The 24,892-nt window shown below is 72.3% G+C and carries 20 protein-coding genes and 1 riboswitch; of the genes, 9 read left to right on the forward strand and 11 right to left on the reverse strand.

Annotated elements, in window-relative coordinates; genetic code table 11:
• Window positions 1-65 precede the first annotated feature (65 nt).
• The 6 genes from ACX6XY_RS00835 (at window position 66) to ACX6XY_RS00860 (ending at window position 6,610) form a co-directional block, all read left to right on the forward strand.
• Window positions 66-389, forward strand: a complete 324-nt coding sequence (locus ACX6XY_RS00835; protein ID WP_005319887.1) for an integration host factor — start codon at window positions 66-68, stop codon at window positions 387-389.
• Between the two features lie 72 nt (window positions 390-461).
• On the forward strand, window positions 462-1,055 hold the full coding sequence (gmk, locus tag ACX6XY_RS00840) for a guanylate kinase (RefSeq protein ID WP_460325144.1): 594 nt from the start codon (window positions 462-464) through the stop codon (window positions 1,053-1,055).
• Between the two features lie 47 nt (window positions 1,056-1,102).
• Complete coding sequence (gene rpoZ, locus ACX6XY_RS00845) at window positions 1,103-1,375, forward strand: DNA-directed RNA polymerase subunit omega (RefSeq protein WP_156721468.1); 273 nt, start codon at window positions 1,103-1,105, stop codon at window positions 1,373-1,375.
• Window positions 1,376-1,483: 108 nt separating this feature from the next.
• Window positions 1,484-2,701 (forward strand): bifunctional phosphopantothenoylcysteine decarboxylase/phosphopantothenate--cysteine ligase CoaBC, encoded by a 1,218-nt coding sequence (gene coaBC, locus ACX6XY_RS00850; RefSeq protein ID WP_460325147.1) that lies wholly within the window; start codon window positions 1,484-1,486, stop codon window positions 2,699-2,701.
• Between the two features lie 310 nt (window positions 2,702-3,011).
• The gene (metK, locus tag ACX6XY_RS00855) at window positions 3,012-4,220 is read left to right on the forward strand and encodes a methionine adenosyltransferase (RefSeq protein WP_460325148.1); all 1,209 of its coding nucleotides are present in this window, start codon (window positions 3,012-3,014) and stop codon (window positions 4,218-4,220) included.
• Window positions 4,221-4,369: 149 nt separating this feature from the next.
• A complete protein-coding gene (locus tag ACX6XY_RS00860) occupies window positions 4,370-6,610 on the forward strand; it encodes a primosomal protein N' (RefSeq protein WP_460325150.1) in 2,241 nt (746 codons plus the stop codon).
• 308 nt (window positions 6,611-6,918) lie between these two features.
• On the opposite strand, the gene ACX6XY_RS00865 is transcribed toward ACX6XY_RS00860, so the two are convergent.
• Window positions 6,919-7,746 carry a sulfurtransferase gene (locus ACX6XY_RS00865; RefSeq protein WP_460325152.1) on the reverse strand — a complete coding sequence of 276 codons (828 nt, stop codon included), beginning with the start codon at window positions 7,744-7,746 and terminating at the stop codon, window positions 6,919-6,921.
• Window positions 7,747-7,848: 102 nt separating this feature from the next.
• Between ACX6XY_RS00865 and ACX6XY_RS00870 the strand changes: the two genes are divergently transcribed.
• Window positions 7,849-8,622 (forward strand): VOC family protein, encoded by a 774-nt coding sequence (locus tag ACX6XY_RS00870; RefSeq protein WP_460325154.1) that lies wholly within the window; start codon window positions 7,849-7,851, stop codon window positions 8,620-8,622.
• Here the strand turns inward: ACX6XY_RS00870 and ACX6XY_RS00875 are convergent.
• The 4 genes from ACX6XY_RS00875 to ACX6XY_RS00890 form a co-directional block, all read right to left on the reverse strand.
• Window positions 8,611-9,264: a thymidine kinase gene (locus ACX6XY_RS00875; protein WP_460325156.1), complete on the reverse strand. Its 654-nt coding sequence runs from the start codon at window positions 9,262-9,264 to the stop codon at window positions 8,611-8,613. The two genes, ACX6XY_RS00870 and ACX6XY_RS00875, sit on opposite strands and share 12 nt — an antisense overlap.
• A 24-nt stretch (window positions 9,265-9,288) precedes the next feature.
• Window positions 9,289-10,479, reverse strand: coding sequence for an alkaline phosphatase family protein (locus ACX6XY_RS00880; RefSeq protein WP_460325158.1), 1,191 nt, complete (start codon window positions 10,477-10,479; stop codon window positions 9,289-9,291).
• Window positions 10,479-11,072, reverse strand: coding sequence for a DUF5998 family protein (locus ACX6XY_RS00885; RefSeq protein WP_460325160.1), 594 nt, complete (start codon window positions 11,070-11,072; stop codon window positions 10,479-10,481). Before ACX6XY_RS00885 ends, ACX6XY_RS00880 begins: the two co-directional genes overlap by 1 nt.
• An 88-nt stretch (window positions 11,073-11,160) precedes the next feature.
• Window positions 11,161-14,151, reverse strand: coding sequence for a bifunctional acetate--CoA ligase family protein/GNAT family N-acetyltransferase (locus ACX6XY_RS00890; protein WP_460325162.1), 2,991 nt, complete (start codon window positions 14,149-14,151; stop codon window positions 11,161-11,163).
• A 136-nt stretch (window positions 14,152-14,287) separates the two neighbouring features.
• Between ACX6XY_RS00890 and ACX6XY_RS00895 the strand changes: the two genes are divergently transcribed.
• Window positions 14,288-14,569 (forward strand): HPr family phosphocarrier protein, encoded by a 282-nt coding sequence (locus ACX6XY_RS00895; RefSeq protein WP_460325164.1) that lies wholly within the window; start codon window positions 14,288-14,290, stop codon window positions 14,567-14,569.
• A gap of 189 nt (window positions 14,570-14,758) precedes the next feature.
• On the opposite strand, the gene ACX6XY_RS00900 is transcribed toward ACX6XY_RS00895, so the two are convergent.
• From ACX6XY_RS00900 to ACX6XY_RS00915, 4 genes are all read right to left on the reverse strand, one after another.
• A complete protein-coding gene (locus ACX6XY_RS00900) occupies window positions 14,759-15,505 on the reverse strand; it encodes a GntR family transcriptional regulator (RefSeq protein WP_460325166.1) in 747 nt (248 codons plus the stop codon).
• A gap of 200 nt (window positions 15,506-15,705) precedes the next feature.
• A complete protein-coding gene (locus ACX6XY_RS00905) occupies window positions 15,706-16,521 on the reverse strand; it encodes a M23 family metallopeptidase (protein WP_460325168.1) in 816 nt (271 codons plus the stop codon).
• A 13-nt stretch (window positions 16,522-16,534) separates the two neighbouring features.
• A riboswitch (cyclic di-AMP (ydaO/yuaA leader) is annotated at window positions 16,535-16,723 on the reverse strand.
• A 204-nt stretch (window positions 16,724-16,927) separates the two neighbouring features.
• Window positions 16,928-18,295: a M16 family metallopeptidase gene (locus tag ACX6XY_RS00910; protein WP_460325332.1), complete on the reverse strand. Its 1,368-nt coding sequence runs from the start codon at window positions 18,293-18,295 to the stop codon at window positions 16,928-16,930.
• A 41-nt stretch (window positions 18,296-18,336) separates the two neighbouring features.
• The gene (locus ACX6XY_RS00915; RefSeq protein WP_460325170.1) at window positions 18,337-19,734 is read right to left on the reverse strand and encodes a M16 family metallopeptidase; all 1,398 of its coding nucleotides are present in this window, start codon (window positions 19,732-19,734) and stop codon (window positions 18,337-18,339) included.
• A gap of 262 nt (window positions 19,735-19,996) precedes the next feature.
• Here ACX6XY_RS00915 and ACX6XY_RS00920 point away from each other — a divergent pair, with 262 nt between their 5' ends.
• The gene (locus ACX6XY_RS00920; RefSeq protein ID WP_460325172.1) at window positions 19,997-22,459 is read left to right on the forward strand and encodes a DNA gyrase/topoisomerase IV subunit A; all 2,463 of its coding nucleotides are present in this window, start codon (window positions 19,997-19,999) and stop codon (window positions 22,457-22,459) included.
• A 54-nt stretch (window positions 22,460-22,513) separates the two neighbouring features.
• Here ACX6XY_RS00920 and ACX6XY_RS00925 read toward each other — a convergent pair whose 3' ends face one another.
• Window positions 22,514-23,620 (reverse strand): CobW family GTP-binding protein, encoded by a 1,107-nt coding sequence (locus ACX6XY_RS00925; RefSeq protein WP_460325174.1) that lies wholly within the window; start codon window positions 23,618-23,620, stop codon window positions 22,514-22,516.
• Between the two features lie 104 nt (window positions 23,621-23,724).
• Window positions 23,725-24,885 (reverse strand): citrate synthase/methylcitrate synthase, encoded by a 1,161-nt coding sequence (locus ACX6XY_RS00930; RefSeq protein WP_460325176.1) that lies wholly within the window; start codon window positions 24,883-24,885, stop codon window positions 23,725-23,727.
• Between the last annotated feature and the right edge of the window lie 7 nt (window positions 24,886-24,892).

The raw sequence follows: 24,892 nt of genomic DNA on the forward strand, positions 1-24,892 counted from the left end.
GTGTGGGGCGACTAGGTTCCTCACCGGTCCGTATCCGACAGTTCGACAACTGAGGTGACGTAGGCGTGGCTCTTCCGCCCCTTACCCCTGAACAGCGCGCAGCCGCGCTCGAAAAGGCCGCCGCGGCTCGCCGGGAGCGGGCCGAGGTGAAGAATCGACTCAAGCATTCCGGCGCGTCTCTTCACGAGGTCATCAAGCAGGGCCAGGAGAACGATGTCATCGGCAAGATGAAGGTCTCCGCCCTGCTGGAATCACTGCCCGGCGTGGGCAAGGTCCGCGCGAAGCAGATCATGGAGCGCCTGGGCATCTCCGAGAGCCGTCGCGTGCGAGGGCTCGGTTCCAACCAGATCGCGTCCCTGGAGCGTGAGTTCGGCGGCGGTGCCGCCTAAGGGCCCTCCGGCGGACCAGGCCGACCCCGCTCGGCGGTCTCGGGCACCCCTGAGAACCTGGATAATCGCTGCATGGCTGCAACATCCCAGGGGGCGACCCCCGAACCCCCGGACGTACGTCCACGGCTGACCGTGCTCTCCGGCCCCTCCGGGGTCGGCAAGAGCACGGTCGTCGCCCACATGCGCAAGGAACACCCCGAGGTCTGGCTGTCGGTCTCGGCCACCACGCGCAAGCCGCGCCCCGGCGAGCAGCACGGCGTCCAGTACTTCTTCGTCACCGACGAGGAGATGGACAAGCTGATCGCCAACGGGGAGCTCCTGGAGTGGGCCCAGTTCGCGGGCAACCGCTACGGCACCCCGCGGCAGGCCGTCCTGGACCGGCTGGAGAACGGCGAGCCGGTGCTGCTTGAGATTGACCTCCAGGGCGCGCGGCTGGTCCGCGAGTCGATGCCGGAGGCCCAGCTGGTCTTCCTCGCCCCGCCGGACTGGGAGGAACTGGTGCGCCGGCTCACCGGCCGCGGCACCGAGGCCCCCGAGGTCATCGAGCGCCGGCTCGCGGCGGCCAGGATCGAGCTCGCGGCCGAGTCCGAGTTCGACACCACCCTGGTCAACACCTCCGTCGAGGACGTGGCCCGTGAGCTGCTAGCCTTGATGAACGTTGGCTGATTACGTTGGCCGATTTCTGTTTTTCACCCCCTTTCGGAAGGTAGATCGTGTCCTCTTCCATGACCGCGCCCGAGGGCATCATCAACCCGCCGATCGATGAGCTCCTCGAGGCCACCGACTCCAAGTACAGCCTGGTCATCTACGCCGCCAAGCGCGCGCGCCAGATCAACGCGTACTACTCGCAGCTCGGCGAGGGCCTCCTCGAGTACGTCGGTCCGCTGGTGGACACCCACGTCCACGAGAAGCCGCTCTCGATCTCCCTCCGCGAGATCAACGCGGGTCTGCTGACCTCCGAGCCCATCGAGGGCCCGGCGCAGTAGCGCGAGACTCGCGAGACTTCACCACAGGCCCGGCAGCGCGACTGCCGGGCCTGTGGTGTGTCATGGGTCTACGGGTTCCGAGTCCGAGTGAGAGTGCGGGGAGACGCTGTGGGTAAGCCGAAGGTCGTTCTGGGCGTCAGCGGCGGCATCGCCGCCTACAAGGCGTGTGAGCTGCTGCGACGGCTGGCCGAGTCCGGACACGACGTACGGGTCGTGCCGACCGCGGCCGCACTGGAGTTCGTGGGCGCGCCGACCTGGGCGGCGCTGTCCGGGCATCCGGTGTCGGACGAGGTCTGGTCCGACGTGCACGAGGTGCCGCATGTGCGGATCGGGCAGTCCGCCGACCTGGTCGTGGTCGCACCGGCCACCGCCGACATGCTGGCCAAGGCGGCGCACGGCCTCGCCGACGACCTGCTCACCAACACCCTGCTGACCGCCCGCTGCCCGGTGCTGTTCGCCCCCGCGATGCACACCGAGATGTGGGAGCACCCCGCCACCCAGGAGAACGTCGCCACCCTGCGCCGCCGGGGCGCCGTCGTCATCGAGCCCGCCGTCGGCCGCCTGACCGGCGTGGACACCGGCAAGGGCCGCCTGCCCGACCCCGGCGAGATCTTCGAGGTCTGCCGCCGCGTCCTCCGACGGCAGAGCCAGGCCCACGGCACGGCCGAACCCGACCTCGCCGGGCGTCATGTGGTGATCAGCGCGGGCGGCACCAGGGAGCCCCTGGACCCCGTGCGCTTCCTGGGCAACCGCTCGTCCGGCAAGCAGGGGTACGCGCTCGCCCGCACCGCCGCGGCACGCGGCGCGCGGGTCACGCTGCTCTCCGCCAACGCGGAGCTGCCCGACCCGGCCGGGGTCGACGTCGTACGGGTCGGGACCGCCGTACAGCTGCGGGAGGCCGTACTGAAGGCCGCGCCGGACGCGGACGCGGTGGTGATGGCCGCGGCCGTGGCGGACTTCCGCCCCGCCGCCTACGCCGGAGGGAAGATCAAGAAGCAGGACGGGCGGGAGCCGGACCCCGTCGCGCTCGTCCGCAATCCGGACATCCTCGCCGAGATCTCCGCCGAGCGCGCCCGGCCGGGTCAGGTCGTCGTCGGCTTCGCCGCCGAAACCGACGACGTCCTCGCCAACGGCCGCGCCAAGCTCGCCCGCAAGGGCTGTGACCTGCTCGTCGTCAACGAGGTGGGGGAGCGCAAGACCTTCGGCGCGGAGGAGAGCGAGGCCCTGGTGCTCGGCGCGGACGGCAGCGAGACCCCGGTGCCGTACGGGCCCAAGGAGGTGCTCGCCGACACCGTGTGGGATCTCGTCTCGGTGCGTTTCGGGTGATCCGCCGGGGATCCGCGGGTTCCCCGGCGCTGGGATCCGCCTGTTTCCGGTGAAGGAGAACCTTTCCGGTGAAGGGGAACTTTGCCCCGCCAGCCTCCCTAAACCCAGGAAATCCGGGCGCGGGCCCTCTGGTGGAGGCCCGTCCTTGTGTCGCAGAATGCAGTGCCGCAGGTCACAGGGCCCATCTAGCGAGACACGAGGGCCAAGGACCGGTAATGACCGATAAACTGGTCTCGGAACGACTCCGGGCGCAGCTCCCGGACGTTCCGCCAATGATCAGCCAGCAGCCGCTGCAACCCCAGGGAGCGTTGTGTCCCGTCGTCTCTTCACCTCGGAGTCCGTGACCGAGGGTCACCCCGACAAGATCGCTGACCAGATCAGCGACACCATTCTCGACGCCCTTCTGCGGGAGGACCCGTCCTCCCGCGTCGCCGTCGAGACGCTGATCACCACCGGACAGGTTCACGTGGCCGGTGAGGTCACGACCAAGGCGTACGCCGACATCGCGACGCTGGTCCGCGACAAGATCCTCGACATCGGCTACGACTCCTCCAAGAAGGGCTTCGACGGCGCCTCCTGCGGCGTCTCGGTGTCCATCGGCGCCCAGTCCCCGGACATCGCGCAGGGGGTCGACACCGCGTACGAGAAGCGGGTCGAGGGCGACGAGGACGAGCTGGACAAGCAGGGCGCGGGCGACCAGGGCCTGATGTTCGGCTACGCGTCGGACGAGACGCCCGACCTGATGCCGCTGCCGATCCACCTCGCCCACCGGCTGTCCAAGCGCCTGTCCGACGTCCGCAAGAACGGCACCATCCCGTACCTGCGCCCGGACGGCAAGACCCAGGTCACCATCGAGTACGACGGCGACAAGGCGGTCCGTCTGGACACGGTCGTCGTCTCCTCGCAGCACGCCAGCGACATCGACCTGGACTCGCTGCTGGCCCCCGACATCCGCGAGTTCGTGGTCGAGCCCGAGCTGAAGGCGCTCGTCGAGGCCGGGATCAAGCTGGAGACCGACGGCTACCGGCTGCTGGTGAACCCGACCGGCCGGTTCGAGATCGGCGGTCCGATGGGCGACGCGGGCCTGACCGGCCGGAAGATCATCATCGACACGTACGGCGGCATGGCGCGGCACGGCGGCGGCGCGTTCTCCGGCAAGGACGCGTCCAAGGTCGACCGGTCCGCCGCGTACGCGATGCGCTGGGTCGCCAAGAACGTGGTGGCGGCTGGCCTCGCGTCCCGGTGCGAGGTGCAGGTCGCGTACGCCATCGGCAAGGCCGAGCCGGTCGGCCTGTTCGTCGAGACCTTCGGCACGAACACGGTCGACGTCGACAAGATCGAGGCCGCCATCTCGACCGTCTTCGACCTCCGCCCGGCCGCGATCATCCGCGACCTGGACCTGCTGCGCCCGATCTACGCCCAGACGGCCGCGTACGGGCACTTCGGGCGTGACCTGCCGGACTTCACCTGGGAGCGCACCGACCGGGTGGACGCGCTGCGGCAGGCTGCTGGTTTGTAGGTTTGTCGGTGGTGCTTGCTTGCTTTGAGGGCTGTGGCTTGAGGGCTGTGGTCTGAGGGTTGTGGTGAGGCGCGGTTCTTCCGGTGGGGAGGGCCGCGCCTTCGCCGTGCCCGGGGCGAGTGTCAGTGGGGTCTGGTAGGGATGGGGCTGTGAGCAGCGGGAACGGTCGGCCGGACGAAACGGAGCCGGGGGGCGCCCCCCGGCCGGAGCAGCTTGCGCTCATTCGGGAGACCGTACGGGAGGCCAAGGTGCCGCGGGCCAAGCCGCGGACCTGGCGGGGGGCGCCGCTGGCCAAGGAACTGCCGGTCGCACGGGTACTGGTGGACAAGGGCGTGCTGCATCTGGACCGCTACTTCGACTACGCGGTACCCGAGGAACTGGACGCCGACGCGCAGCCGGGGGTACGGGTGCGGGTGCGGTTCGGGGCCGGGCAGCATCGGGTGCACGGGGGGCGGCGCGAGGGCGGGGGGCTGATCAGCGGCTTTCTCGTGGAGCGGAGTGCCGAGTCGGACTACGCGGGGCCGCTGGCGGCGCTGGCGCAGGTGGTGTCGCCCGAGCCGGTGCTGAGCGCGGAGCTGCTCGGGCTGGCGCGGGCGGTCGCCGACCGGTACGCGGGGAGCCTCGCGGATGTGCTGCAGCTGGCCGTACCGCCCAGGAACGCGCGCGCGGAAGGGCGGGAATCGCCCGCGCCGCTGCCGCCGCCCGCCGCGCCCGAGCCGGGCACCTGGGTGCGGTACGGCCAGGGGGAGGCCTTTCTGCGGGCGCTGGCGCGGGGCGGGGCGCCCCGCGCCGTATGGAACGCGCTGCCGGGGCCGCAGTGGGCCGACGAGCTGGCGCGCGCGGTGGCGGCGACGCTGGCGTCGGGGCGCGGCGTGCTGGTCGTCGTGCCGGACGGGCGGGGTGTCGGGAGGGTGGACGCCGCGTTGACCGCCCTGCTCGGCGCGGGCAGGCACGCCGTGCTCACCGCCGACGCCGGGCCCGAGAAGCGGTACCGGGAGTGGCTCGCCGTGCGGCGCGGGTCGGTGCGCGCGGTGGTCGGGACACGGGCCGCCATGTTCGCGCCGGTGCGCGATCTGGGGCTTGTCGCTGTGTGGGAGGACGGGGATAGCAGCCTCAGTGAGCCGCATGCCCCGCAGCCGCATGCGCGCGAGGTGTTGCAGCTGCGTGCGGCGACGGATAAGTGCGGGTTCCTGGTGGGAAGCTGGAGCTGCACCGTGGAGGCGGCGCAGCTGGTGGAGAGCGGGTGGGCGCGGCCACTGGTCGCTGGGCGGGAGCAGGTTCGCGGTGCCGCGCCGCTGGTGCGCACCGTGGGAGATCAGGATCTGGCCAGGGATGAGGCCGCGCGGGCGGCGCGGCTGCCGACGCTGGCCTGGCGGGTGGTGCGGGAGGCGTTGGCGCACGGCCCTGTGCTGGTACAGGTGCCGCGGCGTGGGTATGTGCCCCGGCTGGCCTGCGAGCGGTGTCGGGCGGCCGCGCGCTGCCGGGAGTGTGCGGGGCCGCTGGAGGCGTTGGAGGCGCGGGGAGCGCGGGGAGCGCGGGGAGCGCGGGGAGCGGGGGGAGCGCGGGGAGCGGGGGGTGCTCGGGGTGCCGCCGGGGCGCTGTGCTGTGGGTGGTGCGGGCGGGCCGAGTCCGAGTGGCACTGCCCCGAGTGCGGAGGGTTCCGGCTGCGGGCCCAGGTGGTGGGGGCCAGGCGTACGGCGGAGGAGCTGGGGCGGGCCTTTCCCGCGGTGCCGGTGCGGACGTCCGGGCGTGAGCAGGTGCTGGACACGGTGTCGGCGGAGCCCGCGCTGGTGGTGTCCACGCCGGGGGCCGAGCCGGTCGCGGACGGGGGGTACGCGGCCGCGCTGCTGCTCGACGGGTGGGCGATGCTGGGGCGGCCCGATCTGCGGGCGGGGGAGGAGGCGTTGCGCCGCTGGATCGGGGCCGCGGCGTTGGTGCGGCCGCAGGGGGCGGGGGGTGCCGTGGTCGTGGTGGCTGAGCCGACGTTGCGGCCTGTGCAGGCGCTGGTGCGGTGGGATCCGGTGGGGCACGCGGTGCGGGAGTTGGCGGACCGGGCGGAGTTGGGGTTTCCGCCGGTGTCGCGGATGGCGGCGGTGTCGGGGCGGCCGGAGGCGGTGGCGGAGTTCCTTGCGGGGGCTGGGTTGCCGGGGGACGCTGAGGTGTTGGGGCCGGTGCCGGTGCCGGTGGCGGCACCGGTCGTGCGGCCGGGGGGGCCGCCGTCGGGGGAGCTGTGGGTGCGGGCGTTGGTGCGGGTGCCGCCGGGGAGTGGGGCGGCGTTGGCGGCGGCGTTGAAGGCGGCGCAGGCGGGGCGGATGGCGCGTGCGGTGCGGGGGGTGGGGGGTGCGGGGGAGGCTGTGCGGATCCGGATCGATCCGCTGGAGATCGGCTGAGCGCGGCGGTGCGTGCGTTCTGTTCGTGGTGGGTCGGGGGTGGGGGGGGGGGTACGTGCTCACGGCGACTGGTTGCCCGGAAGCTGCGAACCGCGTGCTGCCCAGGTCACAGTCCCCGCTCCGCTCCCACCCCCCACCCCACCCCCTCACGCCGGCGAGCGTCTTCCCGTTGTGGGCATACGTTCCGCAGGGCGGAACGGGTGGGCACAACCCCACCGACCCCGGTGACCGCTCCGACAGGGCCGCAGGGCGACACCCTCCCCCCTGAGGGGGACACGGGGCACCCCGTGAAACCAGGGGTGGTGCCCCTAGCCGGGGGCTGGGCCCGTTGCTACGGGGCGGGTGGGGTCGGAGATCCACTCCGACCAGGAACCCGCGTACAGCGCAGCCGGAACACCCGCAACCGCAAGCGCCAGCACTTCCTGCGCCGCCGAGACCCCCGACCCGCAGTACACACCGACCTCGACCGCCCCACCCGCACCAAGCCGCTCAAAGCGCGCGGCCAGCGTCGCGGGCGGCAGGAACCGACCGGTCGCGTCGACGTTCTCGGTCGTCGGGGCCGACACCGCGCCCGGAATGTGACCGGCCACCGGGTCGATCGGCTCCACCTCGCCCCGGTAGCGCTCCCCCGCCCGCGCGTCCAGCAGCACCCCGGTCCGGGCCAGCTCGGCCGCCCCGTCCGCGTCGAGGAGGGGCAGGGCTCCGGGTACGGGGACGAAGTCACCCGGTGCCGGTGACGGCGGCGAGTCGGAGAGCGGCCCGTCCCACACAGCGAGCCCCCCGTCCAGGACTCGGACATCTGTGTGCCCTGTCCAGCGCAGCAGCCACCACGCGCGCGCCGCGGCCCAGCCCTGGCCGCCGTCGTACACCACCACCGGGCGCCCCGCGCGGACCCCGGCCGCCCGCATCGCCGTACCGAAGACCTCCAGGTCCGGCAGCGGGTGGCGGCCACCGGAGCCGGGTGGTCCGGCCAGTTCGGCGTCCAGGTCGACGAAGACCGCGCCGGGGATGTGCCCGGCCTCGTACGCGGGACGGCCGTGCGGCCCGCCCAGCTGGTAGCGGATATCCAGGACTACCGGTGGGTAGTCACCCGTCAGGTCGACCGCGAGTTCGGATGCGGAGATGATGGCATTCATGGCCACATCCTTGCGCAAGGTCTGGCCGCCCCGCCCGGAGGCCGTTAGGGTCTGTCCGGCGGATCAAGCCGACCTCGCCTGTGCCATGAGGAGAGAGTGACGATGACCGAGTCCGCAGCTCGGCACACACCCGGCACGCCGTGCTGGGAGAGTTTGATGGTGCACGGCATGGCCGCCACCCAGGAGTTCTACCGCGCGCTGTTCGGCTGGGAGTTCCTGCCGGGACCGCAGCAGCTGGGTCCGTACGTCCGTGCGCTCCTTGACGGCGCGGAGGTCGCCGGGATCGGCCAACTCCCAGGCGACCGGCACCTGCCGATCGCCTGGACGCCCTATCTGGCGACGGACGACGCGGATGACACGGCCGAGATGATCCGGCACTGCGGCGGCACCCTCGCGGTGGGTCCACTGGACGCCGGAGAGGCCGGGCGACTGGCCATCGCCTCCGACCCGGCGGGTGCCGTGTTCGGCATCTGGCAGGCCGCCAAGCATGCGGGGGCGACCGTGAAGGGGGTGCCGGGCACGCCGGTCTGGAACGAACTCGTCACGCGGGACACCGCGTCGGTCGGCAAGTTCTACCAGCACCTCTTCGGGTACGAGGAGGAGGCCGTCGTGTCGGCCGACTTCGACTATCTGACGCTCCATCTCCAGGGGCGGCCGGTGGCCGGGTTGCACGGCGTCGGAAGCGCCCTGCCGCACGATGTCGGCGCGCACTGGATGACGTACTTCGAGGTCGAGGACACCGACCACACCGTGCGGCGGGTCGTCGAGCTGGGCGGCCGGGTGCTGCGGCCCGCGCGCGACAGCGGGCACGGGCGGATGGCGACCGTCGCGGACCCGGAGGGCGCGGTCTTCACCGTCGTACGGTCAACTCGCTGACGTCACCGGCAGGACGTCCGGGGAGAGCGCGGCCGCGTGGGCGGTGGCGCTGGTCATCCGGCGGCGGTGGTGGCGTCGGCACAGGACCTCGTAACCGACCTCGCCCGCTGGCTGGTTGACGTCGCCGACCACCACCTGGGCGCCTTCGACGACCATCTCGCCGCCGACCGTACGGGCGTTGTGCGTGGCGCGCGAGCCGCACCAGCACAACGCCTCGACCTGGAGCGCCTCCAGACGGTCGGCCAGCTCGATCAGGCGCTGCGAGCCGGGGAACAGCTTGGACCGGAAGTCGGTGGTGATTCCGAAGGCGAAGACGTCCAGTTCCAGGTCATCTACGACGCGGGCGAGTTGGTCGATCTGGCCGGGGGCGAGGAACTGCGCCTCGTCGACGATCACATAGTCCGCGCGGCCGCCGCGTGAGATGTGGTCGACGAGGTAGGCGTACAGATCCATGCCCTCGTCGGCCTCGATCGCGTCGGTGACCAGGCCGAGGCGGGACGAGAGTTTGCCCTCGCCCGCCCGGTCGTCCCGTGTGAAGATCACGCCTTGGAGGCCGCGAGCGGAGCGGTTGTGTCCGATCTGCAGCGCCAGCGTGCTCTTCCCACAGTCCATGGTTCCGGAGAAGAACACCAGCTCGGGCATGGGGAGTTGAAGGCCTTTCAGGTTTCAGGAGCGTACTTCGAGGAGCGGGACGAGCTGCTCGGCGGGGGTCATGGAGCCGTGGTTGCCGACCATCAGCGACTCCTTGGGCTCCCGTTCGGAGGCGGTGATCACGACGTCGTCGCGGGCCGCGGCGATCACATCGCCCAGGCGGCCGTGTACGCGGTCGTCGACGTGCGGCCCGAACCAGCCGGCGGCGATCGCCTCGTCGCGGCCCGCCACCCAGAACTGCTCGCCGAGCACCTCGCGCCAGCAGGTCAGTACGTCCGCCTCCGCGCCCGGCACCGCGTACACGTGGCGGGCGCGGCCCTCGCCGCCCAGCAGGGCGACTCCGGCGCTCAGTTCCCAGTCCTCGTCGAAGTCGATGCGGGACCGCTCGTCGAAGGGGATGTCGACCATGCCGTGGTCGGCGGTGACGTAGAGCGCGGAGCGCGGCGGGAGTTGCTCGGCCAGCCGCTGGACCAGTCGGTCCACGTACATCAGCTGGCCGCGCCAGGCGTCGGAGTCGACGCCGAAGCGGTGGCCCTTGCCGTCCACTTCCGCGTAGTAGGTGTAGACGAGTGAGCGGTCACCCGCGGCGAGTTGGCCGGCGGCGAGGTCCATCCGCTCCTCGCCGGAGAGCCTCCCGTGGAAGGAGCCGCCGCTGAGCGCGATCTTGGTGAGGGGGGTGTCGCGGAAGGACGGCGACGAGACCTGGGCGGTGTGTACGCCCGCCTCGTCGGCGAGCTGGAAGACGGTGGGGTGCGGCTGCCACAGCCGAGGCTGGGTCCAGGGGTTCCAGCGGAGCTGGTTCATCAGCTCGCCGGTGGCCGGGTTGCGCACGGTGTAGCCGGGCAGGCCGTGGTCGCCGGGTGGCAGGCCGGTGCCGACGGAGGCCAGCGAGGTCGCGGTGGTGGCGGGGAAACCGGCGGTGATCGGGCGGCCGGTGCCGCCGCGGGAGCTCGCGAGGAGCGAGGTGAGGAACGGCGCCTCGTCCGGGTGGGCGCGCAGTTGCTCCCAGCCGAGGCCGTCGATCAGGAAGACGCAGTTCCGGTCGGCCGGGGCGAGCTCGGCGATGGCCGCGTCCAGGCCGGGTACGCCCGACCCGGCGGCGAGGGTCGGCAGCAGGTCGGCCAGCGAGCCCTTGCCGTACTCGGGTACCGGGGCGGAGGCGATCTCCAGCGGTTCCGGGTCCTGCCAGGCGGGGGGCGCGCCCATCAGCGGGCGGTGCCGGTCGCCGCGGTCGCCTCGGAGAGCGCCTGGGCGAAGACCAGGGTCTGGCGCACGGTGTCGGGGCCGTCGCCGGCCTCGCTGACCCGAAGGCTCAGGTCGTCCGCGGTGGAGTTGCCGGTGTAGCCGTGGTCCGCCTCGCAGTTGGGGTCGCCGCAGGCCGCGGGCTCCAGGTCGATACGGGAGACGGCGCCCCAGCCGATGGTCAGCAGCACCTCGCGGGGCAGGGTGCCCGGCTGGTACTTCTCGGGGTTGGCGACGACCCGGCTGACCACGACCGAGGAGATCCGGCCGATCTTGACGGACTCGGTGGACGTGGTCGCGGACGGCGTGGGCGATGTGGTGTCGGCGGCCTGCTCGTCGGTGTGGCTGACGATGAAGCGGGTGCCGGTCAGGACGAGGACCGTGACATGGCGGCGCACTTCGTTGGAGTCGAAGGTGGTCTCCTGGTGCACCAGGTACGACGCGATCGCCTCGCCGCCGACGGCGGCTTCCACCGCCTCGGCCACGAGGGCCGGGTAATAGCCGCTGCGCTCGATCGCCGTGCGCAGCCCCTGGGTCGTCGTACCGGTCTTCGCCATGGACCCCATCCTACGGGGGTGCGGTGACTGCCCTGGCCCCGCGGACCGGGTCCCGCCGGTGGGCTGCGGCTCGCGTCGCATCGGGGGCTCAGTACGTCGGGAGGGTGCGGGGGCCTAGGTCGTCGCGGGCCGGTGGGGGTGCGAGGCGTACGGAGCCGCTCAGGACGGAGAGGCCGCGCTGGGCGACGATCACTGGCTCCAGGGAGACGCCGACGACCTCGGGGTGGTCGTCGACCAGCCGGGAGACCCGCAGGAGCAGCTCCGCGAGGGCCGCGGTGTCGACGGGGGCGGAGCCGCGCCAGCCGAACAGCAGGGGCGCCGTTCTGATCGATCTGATCAGATCTTCGGCGTCCCGGTCGGTGACCGGGACGAGCCGGTGCGCGATGTCGCCGAGCAGCTCGGACGGGGCCCCGGCCAGGCCGAACGAGAGCACCGCTCCGGCTGCCGGGTCGATGACCGCCCGTACGACGGTGTCCACGCCGCGCGGCACCATGGCCTGTACGACCGGGCGCAGCTCGGCGGGCTTGCCGAGTGCGTGGGTCAGTTCGGTGTACGCGGTGCGCAGCTGTGTCTCGTCGGCGAGATCCAGGCGTACGCCGCCGAGGTCGGCGCGGTGCCGCAGGTGCGGCGCGGTGGTCTTGAGCGCGACCGGGTAGCCGAGCTGGCGGGCGGCGTGCGCGGCCTCGTCGGGGCCGGGCGCGGGCCGGGTCTGCCGTACCTCGATCCCGTACTGGCGCAGCAGCTCGTGTGCGTCGGCCGGGGCGAGCTCGAATCCCCTGGCGCCGCCGTGCGCGTCGGCGAGCAGCCGCTCGATCCGCTGGGCGGCGCCGGTCTCGTCGATGGTCTCGTCGATGGACTCGGGCACCTTCCCCGGCCGTGCGGCCTCCCGCCGCCACTGGGCGTACTTGACGGCTTCTCCGAGGGCCCGCACGGCCCGCTCGGCAGCGGGGTAGGCAGGGATCGAACGTGCCCCGCCCGCGCCCTCGGGTGAGCCCGGACTCTCGGGTGCGTCCGCGTCGCCCGCCGGGCCTGTGGGTGACACCGCGCTGCCGCCCAGAGCCCCCGCGTCGCGCCCGGCTGCCGCCCCGGCGCCGAAGCCGCCTGGCCCCCCGACCGAGTCGAGGCCCCCTGAGGCCGGGCCCGCGCCGCCGGGGGCGGGGGCTGCTTGGGGTGTGGGGTCCGGGTGGTCCGTGGGCGGGGCTGTGCTGGTGGCGGCTGCCAGGGCTTCGGCCAGGCCGCCCAGTTCCACATGGACCACGGTCACCGGCTTGGCCGGTGCGTCGGCCGTCGCCGCGCGGAGGGCCGCGGCCAGCGCCTCGCCCTCGCCCGACTCGGTTCTGCCGTCCTCTTCCACCCAGGGGATCGCCGTGACCACCACGGCGTCGCAGCCGGGGTCCGCGAGCGCGGCCGCGAGGCCCCGGCGGAAGTCGTCCGGGGTCGCCCGAGTCGTCAGGTCGCGCGGCGGCAGCGGGCGCAGCCCCTCCGCCAGGCAGGCGTCGTAGGTGAGGACGCCCAGCGACTCGGAGTTGCCGAGGATGGCGATCCGCGGCCCGGCGGGCAGTGGCTGGCTGGCCAGGAGCAGGCCCGCGTCGATGAGCTCGGTGACGGTGTCGACCCGGATCACGCCCGCCTGGCCGAGCAGCGCGGAGACCGTCGCGTGCGGCAGGCGTGTGGTCGGCACGGCGTGGCCGGTCGGCGCGCCGGAGTGCCGGGCCCCCTTGACCACGACGACGGGCTTCACCGCGGCCGTGCGGCGTGCCAGGCGGGTGAACTTGCGCGGGTTGCCGATCGACTCCAGGTACATCAGGACCACGTCGGTGTCGGGGTCGTCGTACCAGTACTGGAGTACGTCGTTGCCCGACACGTCCGCGCGGTTCCCGGCGCTCACGAACGTCGAGAGACCCGCACCGCGCCGGTGCAGCCCGGACAGCAGGGCGATGCCGATCGCCCCGGACTGGGTGAACAGGCCGAGCCGCCCGGCCATCGGCATGGTCGGGGCGAGCGAGGCGTTCAGCCGCGCTTCGGGGGCGGTGTTCAGGACGCCGAAGGCGTTCGGGCCGAACAGCCGCATCCCGTACGAGCGGGCCTGCCGCACCAGCTCCCGCTGCCGCTCGCGGCCGCCGTCGCCCGACTCGGCGTATCCCGCGGAGATCACCACAAGGCCGCGCACTCCGCGCTCACCGCAGTCAGCGACGACTCCGGGCACCTGCGCGGCCGGTACCGCGATCACCGCGAGGTCCACCGCGTCGGCGGGGTCGATGTCGCGCACCGACCGGTACGCCGGGACGCCGTCCAGTGAGGTCTCGGCCGCGGACAGGGCCGAGTTCACCGCGTACACCCGGCCGCTGAAGCCCGAGGCGATGAGGTTGCGCAGGATGGCGCGCCCGGTGCCGCCGGGGCGCCGCCCGGCGCCGACGACCGCGACCGAGCCCGGCGTGAGCAGCCGCCGCACCGACCGCGCCTCGGCGCGCTGCTCGCGGGCGCGCTGCACGGCGAGCGAGCGGTCGGTCGGCTCCAGGCCGAATTCCAGGCGGACGACACCGTCCTCGAAGCTGCGCTTCTGCTGGTAGCCGGCGTCCGTGAACACCTTGATCATCTTGGCGTTGGCGGGCAGCACCTCGGCCACGAAGCGGCGTACCCCCCGCTCGCGGGCGACCGCGCCGATGTGCTCCAGGAGGGTGGAGGCGACGCCCCGGCCCTGGTGCGCGTCCTGGACCAGGAACGCCACCTCGGCCTCGTCGGCGGGCGCCGACGCCGGTCGGCCGTGCTCGTCGATCCGGTCGTAGCGGACGGTCGCGATGAACTCGCCGCCCACCGTGACCGCGAGTCCGACCCGGTCCACGTAGTCGTGGTGCGTGAAGCGGTGTACGTCCTTGGCGGACAGCCGTGGATAGGGCGCGAAGAAGCGGTAGTACTTCGACTCGTCCGAGACCTGTTCGTAGAAACTGACCAGCCGCTCCGCGTCCGCGCTGGTGATCGGCCTGATCCGGGCGGTGCCCCCGTCGCGCAGCACCACATCGGCCTCCCAGTGGTCGGGGTAGGCCGCGTCCTGCGGCGGCTGCTCCTGCGGCGGCTGCATGGAAGTCAGCGTACGGGTCGCGGGCCGGCGTGGAGCACCGCAGGGTGGGAGCGGGCGGCGGCGTGGCAGAACCACCCGCCGCCTCATGCGACACTGGTCTAGACAAGGCAGAGTGACACCTGAAGGGCAGCATCACATGGCTGAGCGCCGCGTCAACGTCGGCTGGGCTGAGGGCCTCCACGCCCGCCCCGCCTCCATCTTCGTCCGCGCGGCCACGGCCGCCGGGGTCCCCGTGACGATCGCCAAGGCCGACGGCGACCCGGTCAACGCGGCGTCCATGCTCGCGGTGCTCGGCCTGGGCGCCCAGGGCAACGAGGAGATCGTCCTCGCCTCCGACGCCGAGGGCGCGGACGCCGCTCTCGACCGTCTGGCGAAGCTGGTCGCCGAGGGGCTCGAGGAGCTTCCCGAGACGGTCTGAGCCCCCCCTTGCGGCTAAACCGCCGCCGCTCTCGCGGACGTGGTTTCTCTGCGTTGGGGTTGCTCAATTGATGGTGGCGGTGTTCTCGATTCGAGAGCATCGCCACTTTCATATGCGGGCGCTCGCTCGTAAATGGGCAGCGCAAAACACACCCGCGAATATCCCACCGCTTTGTATACGGCCCTTCGGTTAATTGCGGGCGCTCGCGATGTTTACGGTGTGTTGCGAATTCCTCACACGCTTCGCCGGGCGGTCGGCGGAGCGGCCCGCCGACCGGTCCGCGGACCGCTCACCCGGCCGGTCCTTCGGGCCGGTGAAGCGCGGCCGGTGCGCGGCGGCCGTGCGCTCGGCGTGCAGCGCGGTGAGCGCCCTGGCGCGTTCCGCGTCCCCGCGGGCCACGGCGTCGACGATCGCGCCGTGCTCCGCCCAGGACTCGGTGGGCTGGGCGGCCGGGTCGACCGTGTACATCCAGGTGACCTTGTGCCGCAGCTGGGTGAGCAGGGTCGTCAGGCCCGGACTGCCGCAGGCCTGGGCGAGCGTCTCGTGGAACCAGCCGCCGAGCGCGCGCAGATCCTCGCTGTGCCCCCGGCGGGCCCGCTCCTGGCCGAGCCGCACCAGTCCGCGCAGCACCTTGAGGTGCGCCTCGGTGCGCCGCTGGGCGGCCCGTGCCGCGCCCAGCGGCTCCAGCAGGGTACGCATCTCCAACAGGTCGGCGGCCTCCTGGACGCTGGGCTCGGCGACCTGGGCGCCGACGTGCCTGCGGGTGCGTACGAACCCCTCGGCCTCCAGGGTGCGCAGGGCCTCCCGCACCGGGACCCGTGAGACCCCGTACCGGCGCGCGAGCAGCTCCTCGGTGAGTCTGCTGCCGCGTTCCAGCACACCGGACACGATGTCCTCCCGGATGGCCGTGCATACCGAGTGCGCGGGAACGCGCATGACCTGTCCACCGCCTTAATATCCGCGAAACGCGGTCGATTGACGCCTGTTCGGCGACTCTATTGCAGCAGACGTGGATTTCCGATGGGTGACCGGAATCCATGGATATTTTTTGGACAAGCTGGCGCACGCCTCGAAAGCCGAAAGCCCCGGCTCGGGGAGCCGGGGCACAGGGGGCGTGCGGGACCTGCGGGACGGGGTCAGACGGCCACGCCGTGCGACCGCAGGTACGACACCGGGTCGATGTCCGAGCCGTAGTCCGGGGAGGTGCGGGCCTCGAAGTGCAGGTGCGGCCCGGTGACGTTGCCGGTCGCGCCGGAGAGGCCTATGCGCTGGCCGGGCGTGACGCTCTGGCCCACGGAGACGCCGAGCGAGGACAGGTGTCCGTACTGGGTGTACGTGCCGTCGTTCATCCGGATCACCACGTTGTTGCCGTACGCCCCGCCCCAGCCGGCCTCGACCACGGTGCCGGAGCCGACCGCCAGAACCGGGGTGCCGGAGGCGGCGTGGAAGTCGACGCCCGTGTGGCTGCCGGAGGACCAGACCGCTCCCCCGGCCTGGTATCCGGTGGAGACGTACGAGCCCGCGATCGGTGAGACATACGCGTTCAGCCGGGCCCGCTCAGCCGAGCGCGCGGCGCGCTCCTTCGCCGCCTCGGCCTCGCGCGCCTCCTTGGCTTCGCGTGCCGCCTCGGCCTTACGCGCCGCCTCCGCCTCGCGTGCCTCCTTGGCCCGCTCCTCAGCCTCGCGCTTGGCCTCGGCGGCGGCCTGCTCCTTGGCCGCGGCCTGCTCGGCGGCGTCCTGCTGGGCGCTGGCCTGCGCGCTGATCCGCTCGGCGAGTACGTCGTCGGCGGCGGCGACGGCCTGGTTCAGACCGGTGTCGGCGCCGGGGTGGGCGGCGAGCGCCGGAGAGGCGAGTGTGCCGATGACGCCGGTGGTGGTGAGGGCGGCGACGCCCGCGACGTTCGCGCCCGTGCGCGTCAGACGGCTGGGGCGACGGTGCTTCCCGGATGCCATGAAGTGGCGGGTCCTTTCCTTCCTTCTCGCCTACCGGGTTAGCAGGGGGGTACCCCCTGGCCCTTAAGGCCTTGGGGGAGGGTTCGGAGCAGGAAGGTCTCCTACGGGCCCCACGCGGGGAGGCGCCCGATTCACCCCAGGGACTGCGTGGGTCCCCGGCTCCCCAGGCTCGCGCCTGACGGGGACTCGGCGATGGCTGTCCGGTGCCGCGGACGCGGCGTGTAGCCGACGAACAGCGCCCCGACGCTAAACGGGGCGTCTTTCGCGCCACAAACGGATCGGGCCCTTTGAGGCACATCCCACAGGACAGACCGTCAATCTCGGTGCCATTTCGGACATTAAGGGACCCCGGTGGTCGCTCGACCACCGGGGTCCCCGGTCCGGCACGGGCGCTCCGCTCGGCCGACTAGCCGGTGACGACCGTTACTTCACCGATTCCGAGGGCCTTGACCGGCTCGGCGATCCGCTCGGCGTCGCCGACCAGGATGGTGACGAGCCGGTCTACCGGGAAGGCGTTCACCGCGGCGGCGGTGGCCTCGACGGTGCCGGTCTCGGCCAGCATCCGGTACAGCCGCGCCTGAAAGTCGTCCGGCAGGTGCTGTTCGACCTGGTCCGCCAGGGTGCTCGCGACGGCGGCGGCGGTCTCGTAGCGCAGCGGGGCGACGCCCACCAGGTTCTGCACCGCGACGTCGCGCTCGGCGTCGGTGAGGCCGTCGGCGGCGAGGGTGCGCAGGACCTGCCACAGGTCCTCCAGGGCGGGTCCGGTGGACTCGGTGTCCACGGAGCCGTTGATGGCCAGCATCGAGGCGCCGTTGCCCGCGGCGTCCGAGCGCAGCACCTGGGCGAAGGCGCGCACACCGTAGGTGTAGCCCTTCTCCTCGCGCAGAACGCGGTCCAGGCGCGAGGTGAGGGTGCCGCCCAGGCAGTAGGCGCCGAGCACCTGGGCGGGCCAGACCCGGTCGTGCCGGTCCGGGCCGACCCGGCCGATGAGCAGCTGCGTCTGGACGGCGCCCGGACGGTCCACGATGACGACGCGACCGGTGTCGTCGGCGGTGACCGGCGCCGCGGGGCGGGACTCGGGCGCGGCCCCCGTCCACTCGCCCAGCGACGCGGCGAGCAGTTCGTCCAGGTCCGTGCCGGAGAGGTCGCCGACCACGACGGCGGTGGCCGTCGCGGGCCGCACATGGGCGTCGTAGAACGCCCTGACGGCGGTGGCGTCGATGCGCTCGACGGTCTCCTCGGTGCCCTGGCGCGGGCGCGACATGCGCGCGGTGGCGGGGAACAGCTCCTTGGACAGCTCCTTGGCCGCGCGGCGGCTCGGGTTGGCCATCTCGTGCGGGATCTCGTCCAGGCGGTTGCGCACCAGCCGACTGACCTCGCTGTCGGCGAAGGCGGGCGCGCGCAGCGCGTCGGCGAGCAGGCCGAGCGCCTTGGGAAGCCGGGAGACCGGGACTTCGAGCGAGAGGCGTACGCCGGGGTGGTCGGCGTGCGCGTCGAGCGTCGCGCCGCAGCGCTCCAGCTCCGCGGCGAACTCCTCGGCCGAGTGCTTGTCGGTGCCCTCGGAGAAGGCGCGCGCCATGATGGTGGCGATGCCGTCCAGGCCGTCCGGCTCGGTGTCCAGCGGGGCGTCGAGGTTGACCTCGACGGCGACCACCTGCTGGCCGGGGCGGTGGCAGCGCAGCACGGTCAGGCCGTTGGGGAGCGTGGCGCGCTCGGGGGCGGGGAAGGCCCAGGGCGTGGCCTGGCCCGGCTGGGGCTGGGGGTGGAAGTCCATGGTCACGGTGGCTTCGCCGGTCGTGGTGTGCTGGGCCTGGGTCACTTCGCCGCCTCGTCTTCCTGTACGTCGTTCCCGGCGGCGGCCGCGTCGTGCGCCCCTGCCTCGTCCGCTGGCCCCTCGTCGGCCTCGTCGGGCGCGGTCGGCTCGTACACCAGCACCGCGCGGTTGTCAGGCCGCAGCCGGGCCGCCGCGACCTCCCGGACCTCCGCCGCGGTGACGTCGAGCACGCGCTGTACGGCGGTCAGGGCGAGCTGCGGGTCGCCGAACAGCACGGCGTACCGGCACAGTTCGTCGGCGCGTCCGGCGACCGTGCCGAGCCGGTCCAGCCACTCGCGCTCCAACTGCGCCTGGGCGCGCTCCATCTCCTCGTCGGTCGGGCCTTCGGCCGCGAACCGGGCGAGCTCCTCGTCGACGGCGGCCTCGATGTCCGGGACCTCGACGTCATGCGAGGTCTTGACGTCCAGCCAGCCGAGCGAGGGCGCCCCGGCCAGCCGCAGCAGACCGAATCCGGCCGCGACGGCGGTACGGTCCCGGCGCACCAGGCGGTTGTACAGCCGGGACGACTCGCCGCCGCCCAGGACGGTGAGCGCCACATCGGCCGCGTCGCACGCGCGCGTGCCGTCCTCGGGGAGCCGGTAGGCGGCCATCAGGGCGCGGGCCGGGACCTCCTCCTCGACGACCTCGCGCAGCTCCTCGCCGATGGTGTCGGGCAGCGCGCCGTCCCGCGGGGGCTGCTTGCCGTCGTGTGACGGGATGGAGCCGAAGTACTTCTCGATCCAGGCGAGGGTCTGCTCCGGGTCGATGTCGCCGACCACCGACAGCACGGCGTTGTTCGGCGCGTAGTACGTACGGAAGAACGTCCGCGCGTCCTCCAGGGTGGCCGCGTCCAGATCGGCCATCGAACCGATCGGCGTGTGGTGGTACGGGTGGCCCTCGGGGTAGGAGAGGGCCGTCAGCTTCTCGAAGGCCGTGCCGTAGGGAACATTGTCGTACCGCTGGCGGCGTTCGTTCTTGACGACGTCCCGTTGGTTCTCCATGGACTCGTCGTCGAGCGCGGCCAGCAGCGAGCCCATCCGGTCGGCCTCCAGCCACAGGGCCAGTTCCACCTGGTGGGCGGGCATCGTCTCGAAGTAGTTGGTGCGCTCGAAGCTGGTGGTGCCGTTGAGCGAGCCGCCCGCCCCCTGCACCAGCTCGAAGTGGCCGTTGCCCTGCACCTGCTTCGAGCCCTGGAACATCAGGTGCTCGAAGAGGTGCGCGAGGCCCGTACGGCCCTTGACCTCGTGGCGGGAGCCGACGTCGTACCAGAGACAGACCGCGGCGACCGGGGTGAGGTGGTCCTCGGAGAGCACCACCCGCAGGCCGTTGGCCAGCCGGTGTTCGGTCGCTGTCAGGCCGCCGGTGCCGGCCTGCGCTGTGGCCGTGTGACCCATGGGCATGTGGTCCCTTCGATCGCGTGCGGAATCGCGTGCTGACTCTTCCCCGCGGGCCTGCGCCGACTCGCGTCGTTGACATGCGACGAGGAAGTCCTGTCACTGTATGCAAGCGCACGGACATCTGGCGAAGTTCCCACCGCCTCTCTGCTCTCAGCGAGCATCGGCGACCCCGTTGCACGGGTCGCGGTCCGCGTTGTCAGTGGCTCGGTCCACAATGGTCCGCGTCAGAAGCCCGACTTTTGTTGGTGAAGGAGCCGCAGCCGCGATGGCCCGCCGCAGCACGAAGACCCCGCGCCCCTCAGACGACACCGACTACGAGGAGAAGATCCTCGACATCGACGTCGTCGACGAGATGCAGGGCTCCTTCCTGGAGTACGCCTACTCGGTCATCTACTCACGCGCCCTGCCGGACGCCCGCGACGGCATGAAGCCGGTGCAGCGCCGCATCGTCTACCAGATGAACGAGATGGGCGTGCGCCCCGACCGCGGCTATGTGAAGTGCGCCCGCGTCGTCGGCGAGGTCATGGGCCGCCTGCACCCGCACGGCGACGCCTCGATCTACGACGCGCTGGTGCGCATGGCGCAGCCGTTCTCGATGCGGCTGCCGCTGGTCGACGGACACGGCAACTTCGGCTCGCTCGGCAACGACGACCCGCCCGCCGCGATGCGGTACACCGAGTGCCGGATGGCCGACGCCAGCTCCCTGATGACCGAGTCCATCGACGAGGACACGGTCGACTTCGCCGCGAACTACGACGGCCAGGAGCAGGAGCCGACCGCGCTCCCGGCCGCGTACCCGAACCTGCTGGTGAACGGCGCGTCCGGGATCGCCGTCGGCATGGCGACGAACATGCCGCCGCACAATCTGGGCGAGGTCATCGCGGCCGCCCGCCACCTCATCAAGCATCCGGGCGCCGACCTGGACACCCTGATGCGTTTCGTTCCGGGTCCTGACCTGCCCACCGGCGGCCGGATCGTCGGCCTGGGCGGGATCAGGGACGCGTACGACAAGGGCCGCGGCACGTTCAAGATCCGCGCCACCGTCACGGTGGAGGACGTCAGCGCGCGGCGCAAGGGCCTGGTCGTCACGGAACTGCCGTTCACGGTCGGCCCGGAGAAGGTCATCTCCAAGATCAAGGACCTGGTCGGCTCGAAGAAGCTCCAGGGCATCGCGGACGTCAAGGACCTCACCGACCGCAACCACGGTCTGCGCCTGGTCATCGAGATCAAGAACGGCTTCAACCCGGAGGCCGTCCTGGAGCAGCTGTACAAACTGACGCCGATGGAGGAGTCCTTCGGCATCAACAACGTGGCCCTGGTGGACGGCCAGCCGCTGACGCTGGGCCTCAAGGAACTGCTCGAGGTCTATCTCGACCACCGCTTCAACGTCGTGCGCCGCCGCAGCGAGTTCCGGCGCGGCAAGCGGCGTGACCGGCTGCACCTGGTGGAGGGGCTGCTCGTCGCGCTGCTCGACATCGACGAGGTGATCCGCCTCATCCGGTCCAGCGAGAACTCCGCGCAGGCCAAGGAGCGCCTGGTGGAGCGGTTCTCGCTGAGCGATGTCCAGACCCAGTACATCCTGGACACGCCACTGCGCCGGCTGACCAAGTTCGACCGTATCGAGCTGGAGTCCGAGCGGGACCGGCTCAACTCCGAGATCGAGCAGCTCACCAAGGTCCTGGAGTCGGACGCGGAGCTCCGCAAGCTGGTCTCGTCCGAACTCGCTTCGGTGGCCAAGAAGTTCGGCACCGAGCGGCGCACGGTGCTGCTGGAGTCGGCTGGGGTCCCGGCCGCCGCCGTGCCGCTGGAGGTGTCGGACGACCCGTGCCGGGTGCTGCTGTCGTCGACGGGGCTGCTGGCCCGTACGGCGGGCGGCGAGCTCGCCTTCGACACGGAGGCCAAGCGCACCAAGCACGACGTGATCGTCTCCGCGGTGCCCGCGACCCAGCGCGGCGAGGTCGGCGCGGTGCTCTCGTCGGGTCGCCTGCTGAGGCTGAACGTCATCGATCTGCCCCAGCTGCCCGAGACCGCGGCCGCGCCGAACCTGGCGGGCGGGGCCCCGGTCTCGGAGTTCCTCACCCTGGAGGGGGACGAGAGACTCGTCTGCCTGATGACGCTCGACGAGTCGTCGCCCGGCCTGGCGCTCGGCACCGAACAGGGCATCGTCAAACGGGTGGCGCCCGACTATCCGGCCCACAAGGACGAGCTGGAGGTCATCACCCTCAAGGAGGGCGACCGGGTGGTCGGCGCGGTCGAGCTGCGGACCGGCGAGGAGGACCTCGTCTTCATCACGGACGACGCCCAGCTCCTGCGCTACCAGGCCTCGCAGGTGCGGCCGCAGGGCCGTCCGGCCGGAGGCATGGCGGGTATCAAGCTCGGCCAGGGCGCCAAGGTGATCTCGTTCACCGCGGTGGACCCGGCCGCGGACGCGATGGTGTTCACGGTGGCGGGGTCGCGCGGCACCCTGGACGACTCGGTGCAGACCACGGCGAAGATCACGCCGTTCGACCAGTACCCGCGCAAGGGCCGGGCCACCGGCGGCGTGCGGTGCCAGCGCTTCCTGAAGGGCGAGGACTGTCTCTCGCTGGGCTGGGCCGGACCCGCTCCGGCGCTGGCCGCGCAGAAGAACGGCGCACCGGCCGAGGTCCCGGAGACCGATCCGCGCCGGGACGGCTCCGGAGTCTCGCTGCCGAAGCCGGTCGCGGCGGTGGCGGGGCCCGCGGTCTAGCGGCCTGGCGGCGGTCTAGCGGGGGGGCTGGGTCCTGTCTCCCCGAGACAGGACCTAGTCGAGCGGTACGTCGGAGGTGTCCGGGTCGCCCCTGCGGGGCTCCCGGACGTCCTCCGCCTCCTGGACGTACCGCAGGACGCCCCACATGGCCTCGGGACCGGCGGCGGCGCCGTGCGGCTGGGTGCTGACCGGGCACGTCTGGAGCTGCTCCAGCAGCTTGTCGCCGTCGATGCCGGATCCGATCAGCACCAGTTGCGTACGGCGCTGCTCGCCACGGGGCCAGGGCTCGGGGTAGAACCGCAGAAACCGTCCGACGGCGTGCAGCGCGTACCGGTTGCGCGGGTCGTGCGCGCCGAAGTCGACGAAGCCCTTGATCCGGTAGAGCCCTTCGGGCCTGGCGTCGAGGAACTCCAGCAGCCGACTCGGGTCCAGCGCCTCGTCCGAGGTGAACGACACGGTCTCGTAGGCGGCGTGCAGATGCCCCTCATGCCCGTGCGCGTCGCCGTGCCCGTCGTCGGGGCCTGCCAGGTCGTCGAACGACAGCTGCCCGAACCGCTCTTCCTTCGGCTTGCTCTCGAAGAGCAGCTCCGGGTCGATCCGCCCGTACGCCGCCGCGACCACCGCCGCGCCGTCCCCGAGCCCCGCGACTTCGGCCCGTACCCGCCGCCGTTCGCTCTCCCCCACCCGGTCCGTCTTGTTGAGCACGATCAGATCGGCGAGCGCGAGATGCCGGTCGAGCTCGGGGTGCCGCTGCCGGGTGGCGGTGAACTCGGCGGCGTCGACGACTTCCAGCAGTCCGCCGTACACGATGTGCGGGTTCTCGCTGGCGAGCAGCATCCGCACCAGCTCCTGCGGCTCGGCCAGACCACTCGCCTCGACCACGATCACGTCCAGGCCGACCGACGGCCGGGTGAGCTTGTCCAGATACGCGTCGAGCTCACTGCCGTCCACGGCACAGCACAGACACCCGTTGCCGAGCGAAACGGTGGAGCCGACCTGTCCCGCCACCGTCATGGCGTCGATCTCGATCGACCCGAAGTCATTCACGATGACGCCGATCCGGTTGCCGCCGCTGTGCCGCAGGAGATGGTTGAGCAAGGTCGTCTTGCCCGACCCCAGAAACCCCGCGAGGACGACGACGGGGATCTGCCGCTGGCTCACACTGGACCTCTCGTACGCTGCCGACACCGCCCGCCAGCATAAGCGCAGCGGTGCGGGAGCCCGCGTGCTCAGGCCTCCCCGCGTGCTCAGGCCTCCCCGCGTGCTCAGGCCTCGGCGGGAACCGGCTGCGGCGCGGGAGGGCCCTGGTACCGGGCCGCCGGGCGGATGATCTTCGAGTCCTCGGCCTGTTCCAGGATGTTGGCGCTCCAGCCGATCACCCGCGCCGCCGCGAACGTCGGGGTGAACATCTCGCGGGGCAGGCCGCACAGTTCCATGACCACTCCGGCGTAGAACTCCACGTTGGTGTGCAGCTCGCGGCCCGGCTTGAGTTCGGCCAGTATCGCTTCGACGCGCGCCTCCACCTCGACGGCGAAGTCGACCAGCGGTCCGCCGAACCGCCGCGCGATGGCGCGCAGCATGCGGGAGCGGGGGTCCTCGGTCCGGTAGACGGGGTGGCCGAAGCCCATGATGCGCTCGCCCGCGAGGACGCGCTCGCGAATCCAGGGGTCGATGCGGTCCGGGGTGCCGATGGCGTCCAGGGTGTCCAGGGCGCGGCTGGGGGCGCCGCCGTGCAGCGGGCCGGAGAGCGCGCCGATCGCGCCGGTCAGACAGGCCGCCATGTCCGCGCCGGTCGAGGCGATGACCCGCGCGGTGAAGGTCGAGGCGTTGAAGCCGTGGTCGATGGTCGAGATCAGATACTGCTCGACGGCGCGAGCGCGCTCCGGGTCTGGCTCCGCGCCCGTGAGCATGTACAGGTAGTTGGCGGCGTACGGCAGATCGTCGCGCGGTTCGACCGGGTCGAGCCCCTGTCCGAGCCGGTAGAGGGCGGTGAGCAGCGTCGGCACCGCGGCGCTCGCGGCGAGCGCGTCCGCCCGGCGCCGGTCGCGGTCGATGTCGTACAGGGGCCGGAATCTCTGGGACGCGCCGAAGAGTGAGAGCGCTGTCCGCAGTCCGGCGAGCGGCCCCGACGAGGCGGACGCCCCGGCGATAGCGGGCAGCGCGTCCCGTACGGCGTCCGGCAGGCGGCGCAGCCGGGCGGTCCGCTCGGCGAACGCGGCCCGCCGCGCGGCGTCCGGCAGTTCGCCGTGGAACATCAGGTGCCACACGTCCTCGAAACCGCGGGTCCGCGCCAGCTCGACGGCCGAGTACTGCCGGTAGTGGTAAAAGCCCTCGCGCCCCCTGACGTCCCCGATCGCGGTGTCGGTCACGACGACACCGGCGAGCCCGCGGGGCACGTCGGGGGTGGTGGCAGTGGTCCCGTTCATCGTCATG

It is taken from the genome of Streptomyces sp. O3 (assembly GCF_054788135.1).